Annotated in this window: 21 protein-coding genes; 13 read left to right on the forward strand and 8 right to left on the reverse strand. The window is 65.0% G+C overall.

The genetic code is table 11. The annotated features are described in order from the left end of the window. Positions 1-19: 19 nt before the first annotated feature. The 3 genes from AB1281_RS10425 to AB1281_RS10435 all read right to left on the reverse strand — a co-directional run bounded on the left by AB1281_RS10425 (position 20) and on the right by AB1281_RS10435 (position 1,747). Positions 20-496 (reverse strand): hypothetical protein, encoded by a 477-nt coding sequence (locus AB1281_RS10425; RefSeq protein ID WP_430345835.1) that lies wholly within the window; start codon positions 494-496, stop codon positions 20-22. A gap of 156 nt (positions 497-652) precedes the next feature. Next, on the reverse strand, positions 653-1,042 hold the full coding sequence (locus AB1281_RS10430; protein ID WP_285303403.1) for a hypothetical protein: 390 nt from the start codon (positions 1,040-1,042) through the stop codon (positions 653-655). Between the two features lie 264 nt (positions 1,043-1,306). Continuing rightward, positions 1,307-1,747 (reverse strand): hypothetical protein, encoded by a 441-nt coding sequence (locus tag AB1281_RS10435; RefSeq protein WP_285303404.1) that lies wholly within the window; start codon positions 1,745-1,747, stop codon positions 1,307-1,309. Positions 1,748-2,161: 414 nt separating this feature from the next. On the opposite strand from AB1281_RS10435, the gene AB1281_RS10440 reads away from it, so the two are divergent. After that, positions 2,162-3,097 (forward strand): aspartyl protease family protein, encoded by a 936-nt coding sequence (locus tag AB1281_RS10440; RefSeq protein ID WP_430345836.1) that lies wholly within the window; start codon positions 2,162-2,164, stop codon positions 3,095-3,097. Position 3,098: 1 nt separating this feature from the next. Here the strand turns inward: AB1281_RS10440 and AB1281_RS10445 are convergent, their stop codons facing one another. Then, on the reverse strand, positions 3,099-3,728 hold the full coding sequence (locus AB1281_RS10445; RefSeq protein ID WP_119006378.1) for a cation transporter: 630 nt from the start codon (positions 3,726-3,728) through the stop codon (positions 3,099-3,101). An 84-nt stretch (positions 3,729-3,812) separates the two neighbouring features. Here AB1281_RS10445 and AB1281_RS10450 point away from each other — a divergent pair, with 84 nt between their 5' ends. Further along, positions 3,813-4,223, forward strand: a complete 411-nt coding sequence (locus AB1281_RS10450; protein ID WP_135968040.1) for a MerR family transcriptional regulator — start codon at positions 3,813-3,815, stop codon at positions 4,221-4,223. 30 nt (positions 4,224-4,253) lie between these two features. Here the strand turns inward: AB1281_RS10450 and arsH are convergent, their stop codons facing one another. Further along, the gene (gene arsH / locus AB1281_RS10455; protein WP_430345837.1) at positions 4,254-4,982 is read right to left on the reverse strand and encodes an arsenical resistance protein ArsH; all 729 of its coding nucleotides are present in this window, start codon (positions 4,980-4,982) and stop codon (positions 4,254-4,256) included. A 17-nt stretch (positions 4,983-4,999) separates the two neighbouring features. Here arsH and AB1281_RS10460 point away from each other — a divergent pair, with 17 nt between their 5' ends. From AB1281_RS10460 to AB1281_RS10480, 5 genes are all read left to right on the forward strand, one after another. Continuing rightward, entirely contained in the window at positions 5,000-5,329 is a 330-nt protein-coding gene (locus AB1281_RS10460) for an ArsR/SmtB family transcription factor (protein ID WP_430345838.1), read from the forward strand. A 15-nt stretch (positions 5,330-5,344) separates the two neighbouring features. Continuing rightward, positions 5,345-5,848 carry an arsenate reductase ArsC gene (locus AB1281_RS10465; RefSeq protein ID WP_430345839.1) on the forward strand — a complete coding sequence of 168 codons (504 nt, stop codon included), beginning with the start codon at positions 5,345-5,347 and terminating at the stop codon, positions 5,846-5,848. A 14-nt stretch (positions 5,849-5,862) separates the two neighbouring features. Continuing rightward, positions 5,863-6,894: an ACR3 family arsenite efflux transporter gene (gene arsB, locus AB1281_RS10470; RefSeq protein WP_430346991.1), complete on the forward strand. Its 1,032-nt coding sequence runs from the start codon at positions 5,863-5,865 to the stop codon at positions 6,892-6,894. A 176-nt stretch (positions 6,895-7,070) separates the two neighbouring features. Continuing rightward, positions 7,071-7,889, forward strand: a complete 819-nt coding sequence (locus AB1281_RS10475) for an alpha/beta fold hydrolase (RefSeq protein ID WP_430345840.1) — start codon at positions 7,071-7,073, stop codon at positions 7,887-7,889. A gap of 114 nt (positions 7,890-8,003) precedes the next feature. After that, positions 8,004-8,351, forward strand: a complete 348-nt coding sequence (locus AB1281_RS10480) for an RcnB family protein (protein WP_430345841.1) — start codon at positions 8,004-8,006, stop codon at positions 8,349-8,351. Between the two features lie 50 nt (positions 8,352-8,401). Here the strand turns inward: AB1281_RS10480 and AB1281_RS10485 are convergent, their stop codons facing one another. Further along, a complete protein-coding gene (locus tag AB1281_RS10485) occupies positions 8,402-8,719 on the reverse strand; it encodes a hypothetical protein (protein ID WP_430345842.1) in 318 nt (105 codons plus the stop codon). Between the two features lie 17 nt (positions 8,720-8,736). Next, positions 8,737-9,117 carry a hypothetical protein gene (locus tag AB1281_RS10490; RefSeq protein ID WP_430345843.1) on the reverse strand — a complete coding sequence of 127 codons (381 nt, stop codon included), beginning with the start codon at positions 9,115-9,117 and terminating at the stop codon, positions 8,737-8,739. Between the two features lie 95 nt (positions 9,118-9,212). Here AB1281_RS10490 and AB1281_RS10495 point away from each other — a divergent pair, with 95 nt between their 5' ends. The 5 genes from AB1281_RS10495 (at position 9,213) to AB1281_RS10515 (ending at position 11,564) form a co-directional block, all read left to right on the forward strand. After that, complete coding sequence (locus tag AB1281_RS10495) at positions 9,213-9,407, forward strand: hypothetical protein (protein ID WP_430345844.1); 195 nt, start codon at positions 9,213-9,215, stop codon at positions 9,405-9,407. Continuing rightward, positions 9,400-9,846: a hypothetical protein gene (locus tag AB1281_RS10500; RefSeq protein ID WP_430345845.1), complete on the forward strand. Its 447-nt coding sequence runs from the start codon at positions 9,400-9,402 to the stop codon at positions 9,844-9,846. Before AB1281_RS10495 ends, AB1281_RS10500 begins: the two co-directional genes overlap by 8 nt. A gap of 35 nt (positions 9,847-9,881) precedes the next feature. After that, a complete protein-coding gene (locus AB1281_RS10505) occupies positions 9,882-10,412 on the forward strand; it encodes a nuclear transport factor 2 family protein (RefSeq protein ID WP_101765611.1) in 531 nt (176 codons plus the stop codon). Further along, positions 10,409-11,089 (forward strand): hypothetical protein, encoded by a 681-nt coding sequence (locus AB1281_RS10510; protein WP_430345846.1) that lies wholly within the window; start codon positions 10,409-10,411, stop codon positions 11,087-11,089. The genes AB1281_RS10505 and AB1281_RS10510 overlap by 4 nt, the downstream gene beginning before the upstream one ends. A gap of 82 nt (positions 11,090-11,171) precedes the next feature. Further along, positions 11,172-11,564 carry a diacylglycerol kinase gene (locus tag AB1281_RS10515; RefSeq protein WP_012511296.1) on the forward strand — a complete coding sequence of 131 codons (393 nt, stop codon included), beginning with the start codon at positions 11,172-11,174 and terminating at the stop codon, positions 11,562-11,564. A gap of 50 nt (positions 11,565-11,614) precedes the next feature. On the opposite strand, the gene AB1281_RS10520 is transcribed toward AB1281_RS10515, so the two are convergent. Continuing rightward, positions 11,615-12,535, reverse strand: coding sequence for a M14 family metallopeptidase (locus AB1281_RS10520; protein ID WP_135968033.1), 921 nt, complete (start codon positions 12,533-12,535; stop codon positions 11,615-11,617). Between the two features lie 145 nt (positions 12,536-12,680). On the opposite strand from AB1281_RS10520, the gene AB1281_RS10525 reads away from it, so the two are divergent. After that, positions 12,681-13,334 carry a DUF3348 family protein gene (locus AB1281_RS10525; RefSeq protein ID WP_430345847.1) on the forward strand — a complete coding sequence of 218 codons (654 nt, stop codon included), beginning with the start codon at positions 12,681-12,683 and terminating at the stop codon, positions 13,332-13,334. Positions 13,335-13,344: the final 10 nt, after the last annotated feature.

The following is a 13,344-nucleotide window of genomic DNA, read 5'->3' on the forward strand; positions in this document are numbered from 1 at the left end:
AGGCCATCTGCAACGCCATTCAGCGAGGATCGCCTCCCGCGCGACACGCCGTCGGCGCAGCGCCCTTGTCCGGAGGAACCGTGAGTACATTCCAGCGCTCGGCCAAGGTGCGCTCGAGGCGAACAGAGAATGACCGTGCCTCGGCGGGCATCTTCCCTTCAGAGAAGCCGATAGCTATCTCGAAGCGATCCAATCCGAGGTTCCCCGCCTCCAGTCCAGAGCCGTCTTCCCGCTTCACTCCGACGTAGACGACGGGGCGCTTCATGTCCACCTTTGCCCTGGCAAGCTGGCGATCCAATTCAGCGCTGCCATCAAAGAACTGCATTCCTTCGTCCTTGGCGATAGAGCTGAGGATCTGCTTGAGCCGCCTCAAGCCCTCTTGGTCATGCACGCAGAACTGGATCATCCTGAAGGGCCGCTTTCCTACAGCCCATGCGCCGCCAGAGAATCCAAGTCCGACTCCAATCAGAAGTAGTGCTGTCAGGAGCTTCACCATCATCGACGCCCCAATATGTAGAGTGTGGCGGCCAACGGCACCGCCGGAGCAAGAATCACGAAACCAAGCACGTAGGACGACTCGGTCGTCTCAGGCAGCAGCCTGTGGATGAGGAAGACCTCGTCGGGGGTGAGGAATCGGGGCACGGGATGTCCTTCAGGGCACTGCATCCGCCATCGGCAGATGCTCGATCCACCATGACTTGGCGTAGATAAGAATGATGCTTCCAGTCGAACTGGTTTCGATGTGGAAACACTTCACGCCGGATAGCGGATAGCCGACCGCCTTCCAACGATCAAGAAGATCGGCGAGTCCCGGCTCGTCATCGTCGACCCTGGCGAACTCGATTCCCTCTTCACCCAGCATGCCGAAGTTCATGAGCGCCGAGCACCCGTACGCTTCCGAGAAGCAAACGGTTGCCTGCCGGCCATCCGGCCAGCGCACCTGCACCTTTACCTCATCGCATACGCCAGGATTGCTTCTGTCGATGTTGATGGTCAGCAACGTGGCGTCACACCATTCGAGCGCGTTGAAATCCTCATTCATCTACTGGAACCCTTCAGGCGCATACGACCGGGCGACCGAATCCGGGCGCCGCCAACTTGGCGGCAGCGCCACTCTTTCTCTCAGACTGTCTTTTAATTCCATTCGCCTCTACTTACCGCCTGCCCTACAGCCACCATAGACGACGGAGCCGATACCCTAGAATTTCTCCCACACAGTCGTCACCACGGCCACGCGCCCCAAGAGCCTTGAGGTCGCCAATTGCCACTCACGCATTTCGCTTGCCAGGTGAGACCGCCCATCCACCTAGAATTTTATTCCACTGTAAACAAGGCCCAACTCTTCATCTTGCATGACCCAGCGACCAACATTACCCTCCGGACACAGATAGAACTTGCCGCCATAGCTTGACGCTCGCGACCACGCGTTGCGGGCAAACTGAGGAAATCTCCGCATGACTCGCGCGTCGGACATCTCCGGCCTGCTCACTAGCCTGCAGTCTTCGGGCAAAGCAAGAATCCCGCTGGTTAGGCGGAAAACCAGCCACGATTCATTTGTGTCCATGTCGTGCGATTCGCGTATGTTGACCGCGTCCTCAGGCAACCATGAAGGCAACCACTTCGATTCACCGATTGCTTGTCTTGAGACGGCTTGATTGCGGTCTGCATACTCGGTGCTGGCAACTTCCATGCAACCAGAAAGTGCGATTGACAGCATCACGACTGGGAGCAGCTTGGGAGCGTACATTTGAGGCGTCCAAGTCATCAGTAGGGGAAGCTTCCACCCGGACGATAGCTCCCGCACATCTGCGAGCAACTCCCCGTACGGCTCATTTGTCCAGATGATCGTCCGAGGCGATTTGCCAGCTGAGACGAACACAGCGCCGGCGGGAACGAGAACGCGGGGGTAGAGCGCCATCACGTCATGCTTCGGATCGTCCCTGGTCCGGAATGCGGCAGTGCCACATGCCGCCTTTATCGTTGAAGACGGTGACATATTCAAGTCAAGGCCCGCGACATCCGTCACATTTCCACCCGCGAGGATTTCAGATCCAGCCGATTGCCGCGACAGCTTTCGGAGCAGCCTGCGGAGCAGGAAAAACCTGCAACCGCCTGCATCCCTCACGCATCAGAAGATCCTGGACACCCATGGAACAGGATCATGAGGCGCATTCCCCCGCACCGCCATAGCGCACTCGGCACTCGCCGTTGGCGCAGCATTGTCATCTTCACTCTGTGGCCGTTCGCTGCGCCCACCCTCGCCTCACCCGTGCTGGAGAGCGCCTGTTCCCTCGCCGCCCGCCCGGGCGAGCGCATCATCGACGTTCCCTTCGACGTCTTCGACGGGCGCATCCATGTGCAGGTGCAGGTCAACGGCAGCGGCCCCTACCGCTTCGCCATCGATACCGGCGCCAGCGGAATGGCCCGCGCGGACAGCCGCCTGGTGCGGAAACTGACGCTACCTGCGGACGCCAGCACCCACCACTCCGACGGCGTGCAGACAGCGCGGGCCGACACAGTGCGCATCGACGCCCTGGCGCTCGCCGGGCTGCGCCACAGCGACGTGACCGCGCTCACCCGCGACTACAACGCACGGCAATCCAAAGACGCAGTGTTCGACGGCATCCTTGCGCGCGGATTCTTCGCTGATGGCGTGCTGATCATCGATTACCCCCAACGGCGCCTGCAGTTCCGCCGCGACATCGACCTCCTGCCCGCGCAACCGGACACGCTCGCCTACTCACGCGCCTTCCGCATCCCGGTGAAGATTGGAACAGTGACCACAGAGGCGCAGCTGGACACCGGCGCCAACGTCGCGATGGTGCTGCCCACTGCACGCTTCCGGCAGGCATCCGGTGCCGCAGTGACCACCGGGGATCGACTGACCCTCAGTCACGGCGAGGTCGATGGCGGACGTGCACGACTGGATGTTCCCGTGTTGATTGGCGGCCTGGCGCTGCAGGGGCTGGACGTACGGGTGTCCGATCGCTATCCGGAAGCGGTGGTGGGCGCCCATGCGCTGCAGGAAGCGGTGGTGCTGATCGATCAGCGCAGCCAAGAGGTTGCAGTCTGCCCAAGCAAGCATCACCGTAACTGAGTCACTGGTGGCGTGCTGCCCGCCATGCCGGCCACGCTTCAGCGATCACGCTCACTGCCGACCTCAGGAACAACAGGGCGATCACTGCGCCGACGACAATATCCGGCCAGCCGCGCCCGGTCATGGCCACGCCACCTGCGGCCACCAGCACCCCCAGGTTCGCGGCCACGTCATTGCGCGAGCACTCGAACGTGCTCTTCATGTTGATGTTCAACCTGCGGAACCGCCATAGCAGCGCCAGGCAGGTGAGGTTCGCCACCAGGGCAATGCCACCGAACACCAGCATCAGCGTGCTGGACGGTGGCACGCCGTTGACCAGCTTGCCAGCCACTTCGAACACGATGAACACGAAGAAGGCCAGGATCAGCAGGCCCTTGGCCAGCGCCGCGCCCGCTTCCCAGCGCGCGCCCCGGTTTACCGCCCACAGGCTCAGGCCATAGACGATGGCATCGCCCAGCATGTCGACCGCATCGGCCTGCAGGGCACTGGACCGCGCGGCAAGGCCCGCGCCGAACTCGATGAAGAACATCGCCAGGTTGATTGCCAGCACCGCCACCAGTACCCGCCGTTGAGCGCTGTGCAGCGCTATCGATGCCAGCTCCTGGCGTTTGTGGCCGCAGCACTGGTCCATGGGGGCGCTCCGCCGGGCGTGCCCGGGCTTGAAATGAAAGGGAGCTGCCTTTATCAACCTTGTAGCCCCTACAAGGTCAAGCCCATGACAGCCCCACTCACCATCGGCCAGTTGGCCCGCCAGACCGGCACCAAGGCAGAAACCATCCGCTATTACGAAAAGATCGGGCTGCTGCAGCCGCCGCTGCGCTCGCAGGGCAACTACCGCTGCTACGACGCACAGGACCAACGGCGGCTGGCATTCGTGCGTCGTGCGCGCGAGCTGGGGTTCGCCATCGAGCAGATCCGCGAGCTGATCGCCTTCGGCGAACAACGCGAGCACCAATGCAGTTCGGTGGATGACGTGGTGAAGGCGCACATTGCCGACATCGCGCGCAGGATTGCCGACCTGCAGGCGCTGCAGGGCGAACTGCAGCGGATGATCGGCAATTGCCCCGGTGGGCGCGTGGCCGACTGCCGCGTGCTGGAGGCCCTGCAGCCCGCGCCGGCTAGCTGAGCAGGAACCGCGCGCAATTCGGCATCCGCCTTAGATGCCGGTCGCTCCCGCCGCCCGCGCCAGCTCCACCGCCAACGCATCGCCCTTGCGCTCGCTGTAACGGTCCACGAGGTAGTCGGCGCGGCCGCGGGTGAGCAGCGTGAACTTCACCAGTTCTTCGACCACATCCACCACGCGATCGTAGTAGGGCGAGGGCTTCATCCGTCCGTCTTCGTCGAACTCCTGCCAGGCCTTGGCCACCGACGACTGGTTGGGAATGGTCAACATGCGCATCCAACGGCCCAGTACCCGCAGCGTATTGACCGTGTTGAACGACTGCGAACCGCCGCAGACCTGCATCACCGCCAGCGTCCTGCCCTGGGTCGGCCGCACGCTGCCGTCTTCCAGTGGCAGCCAGTCGATCTGGTTCTTGAACACGCCGGTCACCGTACCGTGCCGCTCCGGGCTGACCCACACCTGCCCTTCCGACCAGTGCGACCACTCGCGCAGCCGCTGCACTTCCGGGTGCTCCTTGTCCACGCTGTCCAGCAGCGGCAAGGCATGTGGATCGAACACGCGCGTTTCGCAGCCCAGATGCTGCAGCAGCCGTTCGGCCTCCAGTGCCAGCTTGCGGCTGAACGATTGCGGCCGCAGTGAGCCGTACATCAGCAGGATGCGTGGCGGCCCCTGGCGTTCGGCGGCCAACCGCTGGTGATCAGGCTGGGGAAGGGAGGCTTCCCTCAGATGGGGCAGCGAAGGACTTGTGATCGGCTTATTCATTCGACTATTCTAGAAATATGGAAACATCAAATGCAATCGCTGCGCTCACCGCGCTCGGCCACGCCACCCGCCTGGCAGCCTTCCGCCTGCTGGTCGAAGCCGGCCCGGCCGGTCGCATGGCCGGCGACATCGCCGCAGCGCTCCAGGTTCCTCCCGCCACCCTCAGCTTCCACCTGAAGGAGCTGGTACAGGCCGGCCTGGTCGAGAGCGAGAGCCAGGGCCGCCACGTCTGCTACCGCGCGAATTTCGGCGCAATGAGCGGCTTGATCGAGTACCTCACGCACAACTGCTGCGCCGGTTCGCCCAGCGAACAGTGCACGCCGTCGGGCAATCCCTGCAGCTGCTGATACGGAAACGCCTTCATGTCCCGCTCCATCCTGTTTCTCTGCACCGGCAACAGCGCCCGCAGCGTGCTGGCCGAAGCCACCCTGCGCGCATGGGGCGGCGACCGCTTCACGGCCTACAGTGCCGGCAGCCACCCGACCGGCCAGGTCAATCCGTTCGCGCTTGCACAGCTGCGCGCAGAAGGCATCCCGGTCGGGGGACTGCGCAGCAAATCCTGGGATGAGTTCGCTGATGCCGCCCCCATGGATCTTGTGATCACCGTCTGCGATGCGGCGGCAGCGGAAGCCTGCCCCGTGGTGTTCGGTGACTTCATCCGCGGCCATTGGGGCCTGCCGGACCCGGCCGAGGCAGAGGGCAGCGATGCCGACAAGGCTGCCGCCTTCGCCCATGCGCATGCCATCGTGAAGGCGCGCGTGCAGGCCCTGCTGGCGCTGCCCGGGCACGTGTGGCAAGACCGCGGAGTGCTGCAGCAGGCACTGGACCAGATCGGCCACCTGCTGCCGGCAGCGCGCACGCCATGAGCACAGCGGCACCCATGGGCCTGTTCGAGCGCCAGCTGACGCTCTGGGTCGCGCTGTGCATCATCACCGGCACGCTGCTCGGGCACTTCCTGCCCGGTGCTTTCGCCTCCCTGGCGGCAGCTGAAGCGGCCAGGGTCAACCTGCCGGTGGCGGTGCTGATCTGGCTGATGATCATCCCGATGCTGCTGCGGGTGGATTTCGGTGCGATGCGCCAGCTGGGGCAGCACTGGAAAGGCATCGGGGTGACGCTGTTCATCAACTGGGCGGTGAAGCCATTCTCGATGGCGCTGCTGGGCTGGCTCTTCCTGCGCCACGTCTTTGCGGACTGGCTGCCCGCAGGCCAGATCGACAGCTACATCGCCGGCCTGATCCTGCTGGCCGCCGCGCCGTGCACGGCCATGGTGTTCGTGTGGAGCAACCTGTGCCGCGGCGATGCCAACTTCACGCTGAGCCAGGTGGCACTGAACGACGCGATCATGGTGGTGGCCTATGCGCCGGTGGTGGCGCTGCTGCTCGGGCTTTCGGCCATCACCGTACCGTGGGATACGTTGCTGCTGTCGGTCGGCCTGTACATCGTGGCGCCGGTGCTGCTGGCCGCGTTGCTGCGGCGCTGGCTCCTGTCGCGCCATGGCCAGCCCGGGCTGCAGGCGGCGCTGCGCCGGCTGGGGCCACTGTCACTGTCGGCGCTGCTGCTGACGCTGGTGCTGCTGTTCGGGTTCCAGGGCCAGCAGATCGTCCAGCAGCCGCTGGTGATCGCATTGATCGCGGTCCCGATCCTGATCCAGGTCTATTTCACCTCCGGCCTGGCCTACCTGCTCAACCGGCGCCTGGGTGTGGCGCACTGCGTGGCCGGGCCGTCGGCGCTGATCGGCGCCAGCAACTTCTTCGAACTGGCGGTGGCGACGGCCGTGGGCCTGTTCGGTGTCCACTCCGGTGCGGCGCTGGCTACGGTGGTGGGGGTGCTGATTGAAGTCCCCGTGATGCTTTCGGTGGTGAAGATCGTGAACCGGTCGCGCGACTGGTATGAGGCACGCGAGCGCGCCTGAGGCGGCCATGCCGGAGGCGGCGGCTGGGCCGCCCCCGTGACTTCCAGCACGTATGAATGGTGTACTACATCACTACATTACCAGCACGACCTGTCGCTGGGTCGGCAGGCGGGCCTCGCTCCCTTGCCTGATTCATTCAGGAGGGCGGGCGCGCCTCCATGACCCGGAGATGTCGAATGAAACGCAACCGAGTGAAGCTGTGGGCGCTGGCGGTACTGTTCCTGGCCATGGGCAGCGTATCGGCGCGGGAGATCACGGTTGATCGCGGCGCCTACGCGCTCCAGGCACAGGAGTCAGGTAGCGGCGCGGTCACCGTGGTCTTTGAATCAGGGTTCGGCCAGGGTGCCGGCGTCTGGAAGGATGTGATCACCGGGCTGGGAGAGGACTACCACAGCATCGCGTACGCGCGCGCCGGCCTCGGAAAGTCCGGCAGCAATGGCCAGCCCAAGCGCATCGACGAACACCTGGCGGATCTTACTGCTGTCATCGATACACTCGCGCCGGGGCGCAAGGTCGTGCTGGTCGGCCACTCCTATGGTGGACTGCTCGCCACCGAGTTCGCGCGGCGTCATCCCGATCGCCTGCAGGGCCTGGTACTGGTCGATCCGGCCACGATGGGGCAGCGGCACGCCTTCAGGCAGGCCGATGCCGCACGCATCCAGGCAGACGACACCTCGCTGCGCGCCATGCTGTCACCTGCGATGGTCGCCGACTACGCCATCCTCATCGAGCAGCTTGATGCGCCGGGTGCGCAGACACCTCAGACGATGCCGGATGTACCGGTCGCGCTGCTCACCGCCACGCAGATCGCCAGCGAACCGCTCTTCTTCGAAGAAACCGCACAGGGCAAGGCTCTCTGGAAGATCCAGCACGCCCTGCTCTTCTCCGGATTCACCCGAGGCTCGCATCGCTATCTGGACACCGGCCACAACCTCCATCGCGAGAATCCGGCGGCGGTCGTCTCGGCCATCCAATCGGTCTCGGCTCGCCCTTAGTCGCCAGCGGGCTGAACTTCTGTGCATGTGGAACGGCGCTGGAATGTATTCACATTCGTTGATCCATACTCCGCAGCACCACGCCGCATGCAGCGGCAAGGCCCGGAGGTTGCGATGAACACTGCACGCTTGTTCGCCATTGCGTTGACCACGGCTGCCGCACTGGCTGCGGCACCCGCCTTCGCCGATCCGCCGCACCATGCGCGCGGCAACGGGCCACCGCCGCACGCCGGTGGCCCGCACAACCGTGATGCACCGCCGCCGGGCTGGCAGAAGAAGGCCTGGCGTCGCGGCGAGCGCCTGCCATGGGCAGAAGTGGACCGCCGCTACTGGGTGGACGACTACACGCGCTATCACCTGCGCGAGCCGGGCCGCGACCGGCGTTGGGTGCGCCAGTCCGATAACGAGTACCTGTTGGTGGAGATCGCCACCGGTTTGATCATCGACGCGCTGCACCGCTGAAGCGACTTGCTGCGTCTCCACACGCGGCGAATTAGCCCGCTGCAGACACCTTACGACCGGGGCCGACCCGATCGTCGGTACTTGCGCCCACGGCGCCGCACCTGCTTGCGAGGCGGCCCGGCATTCATGCCGGGCCGCAGTGCGATACTCCCGCACATCAACGCCGCAGCAAAGAGCCCCATCGCCACCAGCATTTCGAATCCGCGATCACCAAAGAGCAGGCGGATGGAGATCTCCAGTGAGCACAACCTGCCGCAGCGAAGGCCCTGCTCGTTGAAGCCATAGATGAGCACCAGTACGCCCATCAGCCCGCACAACGCCATGAGGGCCAGGCTTGCGATGAAGATGAAAGGTCGATGGATGCGCATGCGCTCGTCGTGGTCTTCTACGGTGATGTCCAGCGCGACGTTGCGAGCACGCGATCGGAAGCATCCAGCTCTACCGACCAGGCTTCGGTATCCAGGCCCAGCCGGTTCTCATACCACCATCGCTGCACACAGCGGCCACTGCATCCCCTGCTGGCATAGCGGGTAAAGGGAACACCGGCGTGCTCCACCACGTCAGGCTGCCCCAGCGCCCGGAGTACTTCGGCCTTGCCCGCCCCCGCCGGAACCGAGGCAAGCGCGCGGGAATGCCACGCCGAGATTGCCGAGCAACCGGCAACGTACGCCACGAACAGGCCGGCAAGCCCCCACATCAGTGTCCTCATTGACAGATCCCCTCCTGCGCCGCGCGCCCGCGCATCATCCGCGCAGACCTTCTTCAACGTCAAACCTCGGCAAGCGGGCCTGTTGCAGCGCCCTGCATCCGTGCTAGCGTGCGCCGACCGATGATTCAGGATGAACACAGGGACGCCCGTCGATGGCAGGCAAGAGCCGGAAGGACAGGATCGCGCAGGAGATCGGCCTGTTCATGCAGCAGTACGCGCGCAAGGCCCAGCGCCATACCGAACCCAACGACCGGCCGTACGATCGGAAACTGGAAGAGCGGTTCAAGCGCTTGCCACCGGAAGAACTGGGCAGGCTGCTTTCCGGAGAAGAGGACGACGATGACTAGCCCCGCCGGAATGGCCAGGCGCGCCATCGTCGTGACAGTCTGTAGCGCGCTATGCGCCTGCGGCCTGGTGATGGACAGTTCGTTCGACACCCTGCAGCAGGCCATCGACTCCGAGAGGGTGAACAAGGGATGGATTCCCGGCTGGGTGCCCCACGAGGCGACCAACCTGCGCGAGGTGCACGACCTCGACTCAAACACCAGCGCGCTGGCCTTTACCAAGCCCCCTGCGATACCACTGCAGCTGCCTGCGGATTGCCAGGCAACCACATTCAACAACAGCGATCCTGTTGCGTTCGATCGATACTGGTGGCCTGGCAACGCGACGCTCAGCGCGTCGTACCGCGTATTTCACTGCGCGCCCGAATCCGGAAAATCAGTCTTCGTCGCCATCAACAGGACCGAAGACCACGTGCTTTTCTGGCGAACTTACGCGCGGTGATGCGTTAGCGCCACCTCACTCCTCCCCAGGACCCCATGATGCCTAACGCACGTGCACGCTTCGCCGCCCTCGCCCTTTTGCTCCCGGCGTGCCTGCCGGCATACGCCGCGCAGAACGCACCCGCCGACGTCAAGGCGATCGAACAGGTGGTCGAGTCCTTCCGCACCTCGCTGATCAACAAGGACAAGCCGACCTACATGGGCCTGTTCTTCTCGGACAAACCGGAAGACATCGGCTGGCAGTACGTCTCCGAGGATGTGCGCCTGCAGGACATCCGCAAGGCCAAGCCCGATGCGATCAAGGCGCGGCGGATTCCCGCCAACAACTTCATCGCACTGATCGACGGGGCGGTGGCCTCGCCGAAACCGAAGGAGGAGACATTCTCCAACACGAAGATCGAGACGGATGGCGATGTAGCCTCGGTGTCGTTTGACTACAGCTTCCACGACGATGGAGTGAAGACCAACTGGGGCAAGGAGATGTGGCAGCTGATCCGCACCGAACAGGGCTGGAAGATCTTCTCGGTGATCTATTCGATCCGCGATTCACGCAGCCCGGCCGAATGAGTGATCTGTCAGACTGGTGCCCACCGTCCGTCCACGCCAGCCAGACCCCGATGACCCGGATTGCCGATCTCAACGCCGACCAACTCGCCCACCACGCGCTCAACATCTTCATCGCCCAGGGCCGCCATGTGGAAGGCGCCCGCGTGATCTACCGGGCCTTGCAACTGGATACACACCATCCCGGTGCACTGCGCTGCCTGAGCGATTTCCTGGCCCACGAAGGCACCGAACCGTTCGCAGCGGCCACGCTGGAACACGCCCTGTCTGGTGCCGTTCCACTGGATGACGATGCGCGCCGGATGCTGGATGACCTCCGCTTCCTCGACATCTGGTCCTGGGGGTTTTCGCGGCACGTCTCCGGCGAAGCCAACCTCAGCGGCGAAGCCTTCCAGCAGCGCGACGACTTCGTCTTCGATGGCCCGGCCTATGCGGCCTTCCTCAATACGGTCACCGAGCCGGCCGGTTCGTTGCAGGGCGCCTTCAAGGCGGCCGTCCGCATCTGCGGGCTGATGTCCGGCCTGCTGCGTCATGCGGAGAAGGACAATCCGGCGTTCGATGATGTGCTGCGCTCCTCCGCCTTCGTCGAGACCGAGGCGTACCCGGCATGGCTGGCCTCGCCGACGGATGATCTGGATGCCCTCGACCAGACCATCCAGGCGCAGCGCCAGGCCGGCTGAAGGAAAATCCAACGGGCGTCCGACGCTTTCCCGACGCCCGCCTGCACATCCTGTCGTGAGGTCAATTCATGGCAGGACCGGCATGCAGCCACCTCACCCCAGGGACAGCGGCAAGTACCCGCACGGCAAGACCGGGATTCGCCGCATCTTCCATACGCTGATCCATTCGCGCGATGGCTTCATCGCCACCTTCCGTGGCGAAGCGGCCTTCCGGCAGCTGTTGCTGCTGCATGCACTGCTGATCGCCACCGCCTTCCTGCTCGACATCAGCCGGGTCGAACGCGCCGTGGTGCTGGCAGTCTGCTTCATCAGCCTGCTGGTGGAACTGCTCAACTCGGCCATCGAAGCGGTGGTCGACCGCATCTCGCTTGACCACCACCCACTGTCCAAGAACGCCAAGGACATGGGCAGCGCCGCACAGACCACCGCACTGCTGATGGTCGGCACGGTGTGGGGGGTGATCCTGCTGGGCTAGTTCACGCCCGAGCCGCCGGGCATGACCCGGCGCGCCCCTGGACGGAGGTATTACTGCGTGGCCAGGGCGAAATCCAGACCCGCACACACCGCCGCCACCTGGGCGTCGTTGCATTCCTGCGGGTTGGTGCGCGGGCTGTCCGGGTAGACCTCGGTGGTGGTGGCAAAGCGCGCGTCGGTGAAGCCGGCGCAGGCGCCGATCGAACGCGACTCACCCCAGACCACGCCCGGCGACTGCAGCGGCAGGCCGACCAGGTTGCCCTCGGCGTCGGCCGGGGCGATATGGGTGACCGGGGCGACGGCGGTGATCAACGCCTTCTGGAACTCGGCCTGCGGGTCTTCGCTGTTGCCGATCACATAGAAGCCATCCGGAATGGTGTCGCGCTCGAACGGCTTGCCGTCGCGGGCGCAGCGTGCCGGATCGAACTCGTGCAGGTCGCTGTCGGTGGTCTCGTGCAGGTCCAGGTGCACCAGCAGGTTCGGCTTGCGCTCGGCCACCCAGCGCATCAGCGCGGCGGCTTCCTCGATCTGGCCGCCGTCACGGAAGCTGCGGTTCGGGTCGATGGCATCCGGGTTCCAGCGCTGGATGCGCTCGTAGCCCCACGGGCTGACGCACGGCGCCACGATCAGGTTCAACCGGCCCAGGTAACGCTCGGCCTGCTGTTCCAGGAACTGCAGGGCGCCATGCACGCCGCTGGTCTCATAGCCATGCACGCCGCCGGTGATCAGCGCGGTCGGCAGCGCCGGGTTCCAGTTGTGGTTGACCACGGCGAACAGCGGGTAATGGTCCGGCGCGTAGTCCAGCTGGCCGTACTGGATCACATCGAAGCTGTCGTCCAGGCGTTCAAGCGCGGCCACCACGTCGTCGTGGTAGCTGCGCTGGCGCTGCTGGCGGGCCCGCCACTGTGCGCGTTCCGCGTCGCCCCAAGGCTGTCCGGGGGTGCCGATCGGGTAGAACTGCGCAACAGTCATTGGGTACTCCAAGGGTCAAACGGATGGGTGCAGCCGGACATTCTAAGCCCTGTCGCGCCTGCGGGTGCCCTCCCCCCGGCCCCGCCTTCATCCAGGCCGGGTCATCTGGTTGTAAAATCAACGGTTTTTGGCCCCTCACCCCTTGATGGCGAAAGCAGCGCAGCCGGTCCTGGGTGGACCGGAATTCCTCCGCCTGCTCGCCCGTCTCAGCGACGGCGCGATGCCGGCCAGCAGTCCCGCCCTGACCGATCGCCTCGGCCAGTGGGTGGACTGGAGCCGTGCCGTGGCCCTGTCCGGGGCCTTGGGCGGGCGCCTGCCCGAGCCGGGTGAGGCCGCCGAAGCGGCCCGGGATGTGCTGGACGACTGCGCCCAGGCCCATGCCAGCCTGCTGGCCTCGATCAGCGAGGATGCCGAGGCCGAGCGCCTGCTGGACCTGGCCGAAGCCGCCGCCGCACCCAATTTCGCCTCGCTGCGCCAGCGCTACCGGGTGCTGCAGCAGGCCATCCAGACCGCCACCGGGCGACTGCGCGGCCGCCTGCGCGACCAGCTGGTACAAGTTTCGCCCGAGCTGGCACGGCTGGCCGAGGTCGATGCGGTGATGGAACAGACCCTCACCCCGCGCGAGCACAGCCTGCTGGCCACTGCGCCGGCGGTGCTCGGCGCCCGTTTTGAACGCGTGCACGGCCAGCCCGGCTGGCGCGCGGCCTTCCGCCATGACATGCGCACCCTGCTGCTTGCCGAGCTGCAGCTGCGCTTCCACCCGATCGAAGGGCTGCAAGACGCCCTGCGCTCCCACTGACCGGAACACC

Origin of the sequence: Stenotrophomonas sp. NRRL B-14846 (assembly GCF_050473585.1) — a bacterium.
Lineage (GTDB): Bacteria > Pseudomonadota > Gammaproteobacteria > Xanthomonadales > Xanthomonadaceae > Stenotrophomonas.

What these genes read in the sequence shown, in the direction of transcription:
- AB1281_RS10445 (WP_119006378.1), bottom strand. Translation starts at nt 3,728, where the DNA reads ATGGACCAGTGCTGCGGCCACAAACGCCAGGAGCTGGCATCGATAGCG.
- AB1281_RS10495 (WP_430345844.1), top strand. Translation starts at nt 9,213, where the DNA reads ATGGCAGGCAAGAGCCGGAAGGACAGGATCGCGCAGGAGATCGGCCTG.
- AB1281_RS10450 (WP_135968040.1), top strand. Translation starts at nt 3,813, where the DNA reads ATGACAGCCCCACTCACCATCGGCCAGTTGGCCCGCCAGACCGGCACC.
- AB1281_RS10505 (WP_101765611.1), top strand. Translation starts at nt 9,882, where the DNA reads ATGATGCCTAACGCACGTGCACGCTTCGCCGCCCTCGCCCTTTTGCTC.
- AB1281_RS10525 (WP_430345847.1), top strand. Translation starts at nt 12,681, where the DNA reads ATGGCGAAAGCAGCGCAGCCGGTCCTGGGTGGACCGGAATTCCTCCGC.
- AB1281_RS10460 (WP_430345838.1), top strand. Translation starts at nt 5,000, where the DNA reads ATGGAAACATCAAATGCAATCGCTGCGCTCACCGCGCTCGGCCACGCC.
- arsB (WP_430346991.1), top strand. Translation starts at nt 5,863, where the DNA reads ATGGGCCTGTTCGAGCGCCAGCTGACGCTCTGGGTCGCGCTGTGCATC.
- AB1281_RS10485 (WP_430345842.1), bottom strand. Translation starts at nt 8,719, where the DNA reads ATGCGCATCCATCGACCTTTCATCTTCATCGCAAGCCTGGCCCTCATG.
- AB1281_RS10425 (WP_430345835.1), bottom strand. Translation starts at nt 496, where the DNA reads ATGGTGAAGCTCCTGACAGCACTACTTCTGATTGGAGTCGGACTTGGA.
- AB1281_RS10430 (WP_285303403.1), bottom strand. Translation starts at nt 1,042, where the DNA reads ATGAATGAGGATTTCAACGCGCTCGAATGGTGTGACGCCACGTTGCTG.
- AB1281_RS10465 (WP_430345839.1), top strand. Translation starts at nt 5,345, where the DNA reads ATGTCCCGCTCCATCCTGTTTCTCTGCACCGGCAACAGCGCCCGCAGC.
- AB1281_RS10510 (WP_430345846.1), top strand. Translation starts at nt 10,409, where the DNA reads ATGAGTGATCTGTCAGACTGGTGCCCACCGTCCGTCCACGCCAGCCAG.
- arsH (WP_430345837.1), bottom strand. Translation starts at nt 4,982, where the DNA reads ATGAATAAGCCGATCACAAGTCCTTCGCTGCCCCATCTGAGGGAAGCC.
- AB1281_RS10440 (WP_430345836.1), top strand. Translation starts at nt 2,162, where the DNA reads ATGAGGCGCATTCCCCCGCACCGCCATAGCGCACTCGGCACTCGCCGT.
- AB1281_RS10520 (WP_135968033.1), bottom strand. Translation starts at nt 12,535, where the DNA reads ATGACTGTTGCGCAGTTCTACCCGATCGGCACCCCCGGACAGCCTTGG.
- AB1281_RS10480 (WP_430345841.1), top strand. Translation starts at nt 8,004, where the DNA reads ATGAACACTGCACGCTTGTTCGCCATTGCGTTGACCACGGCTGCCGCA.
- AB1281_RS10500 (WP_430345845.1), top strand. Translation starts at nt 9,400, where the DNA reads ATGACTAGCCCCGCCGGAATGGCCAGGCGCGCCATCGTCGTGACAGTC.
- AB1281_RS10475 (WP_430345840.1), top strand. Translation starts at nt 7,071, where the DNA reads ATGAAACGCAACCGAGTGAAGCTGTGGGCGCTGGCGGTACTGTTCCTG.
- AB1281_RS10515 (WP_012511296.1), top strand. Translation starts at nt 11,172, where the DNA reads ATGCAGCCACCTCACCCCAGGGACAGCGGCAAGTACCCGCACGGCAAG.
- AB1281_RS10435 (WP_285303404.1), bottom strand. Translation starts at nt 1,747, where the DNA reads ATGTACGCTCCCAAGCTGCTCCCAGTCGTGATGCTGTCAATCGCACTT.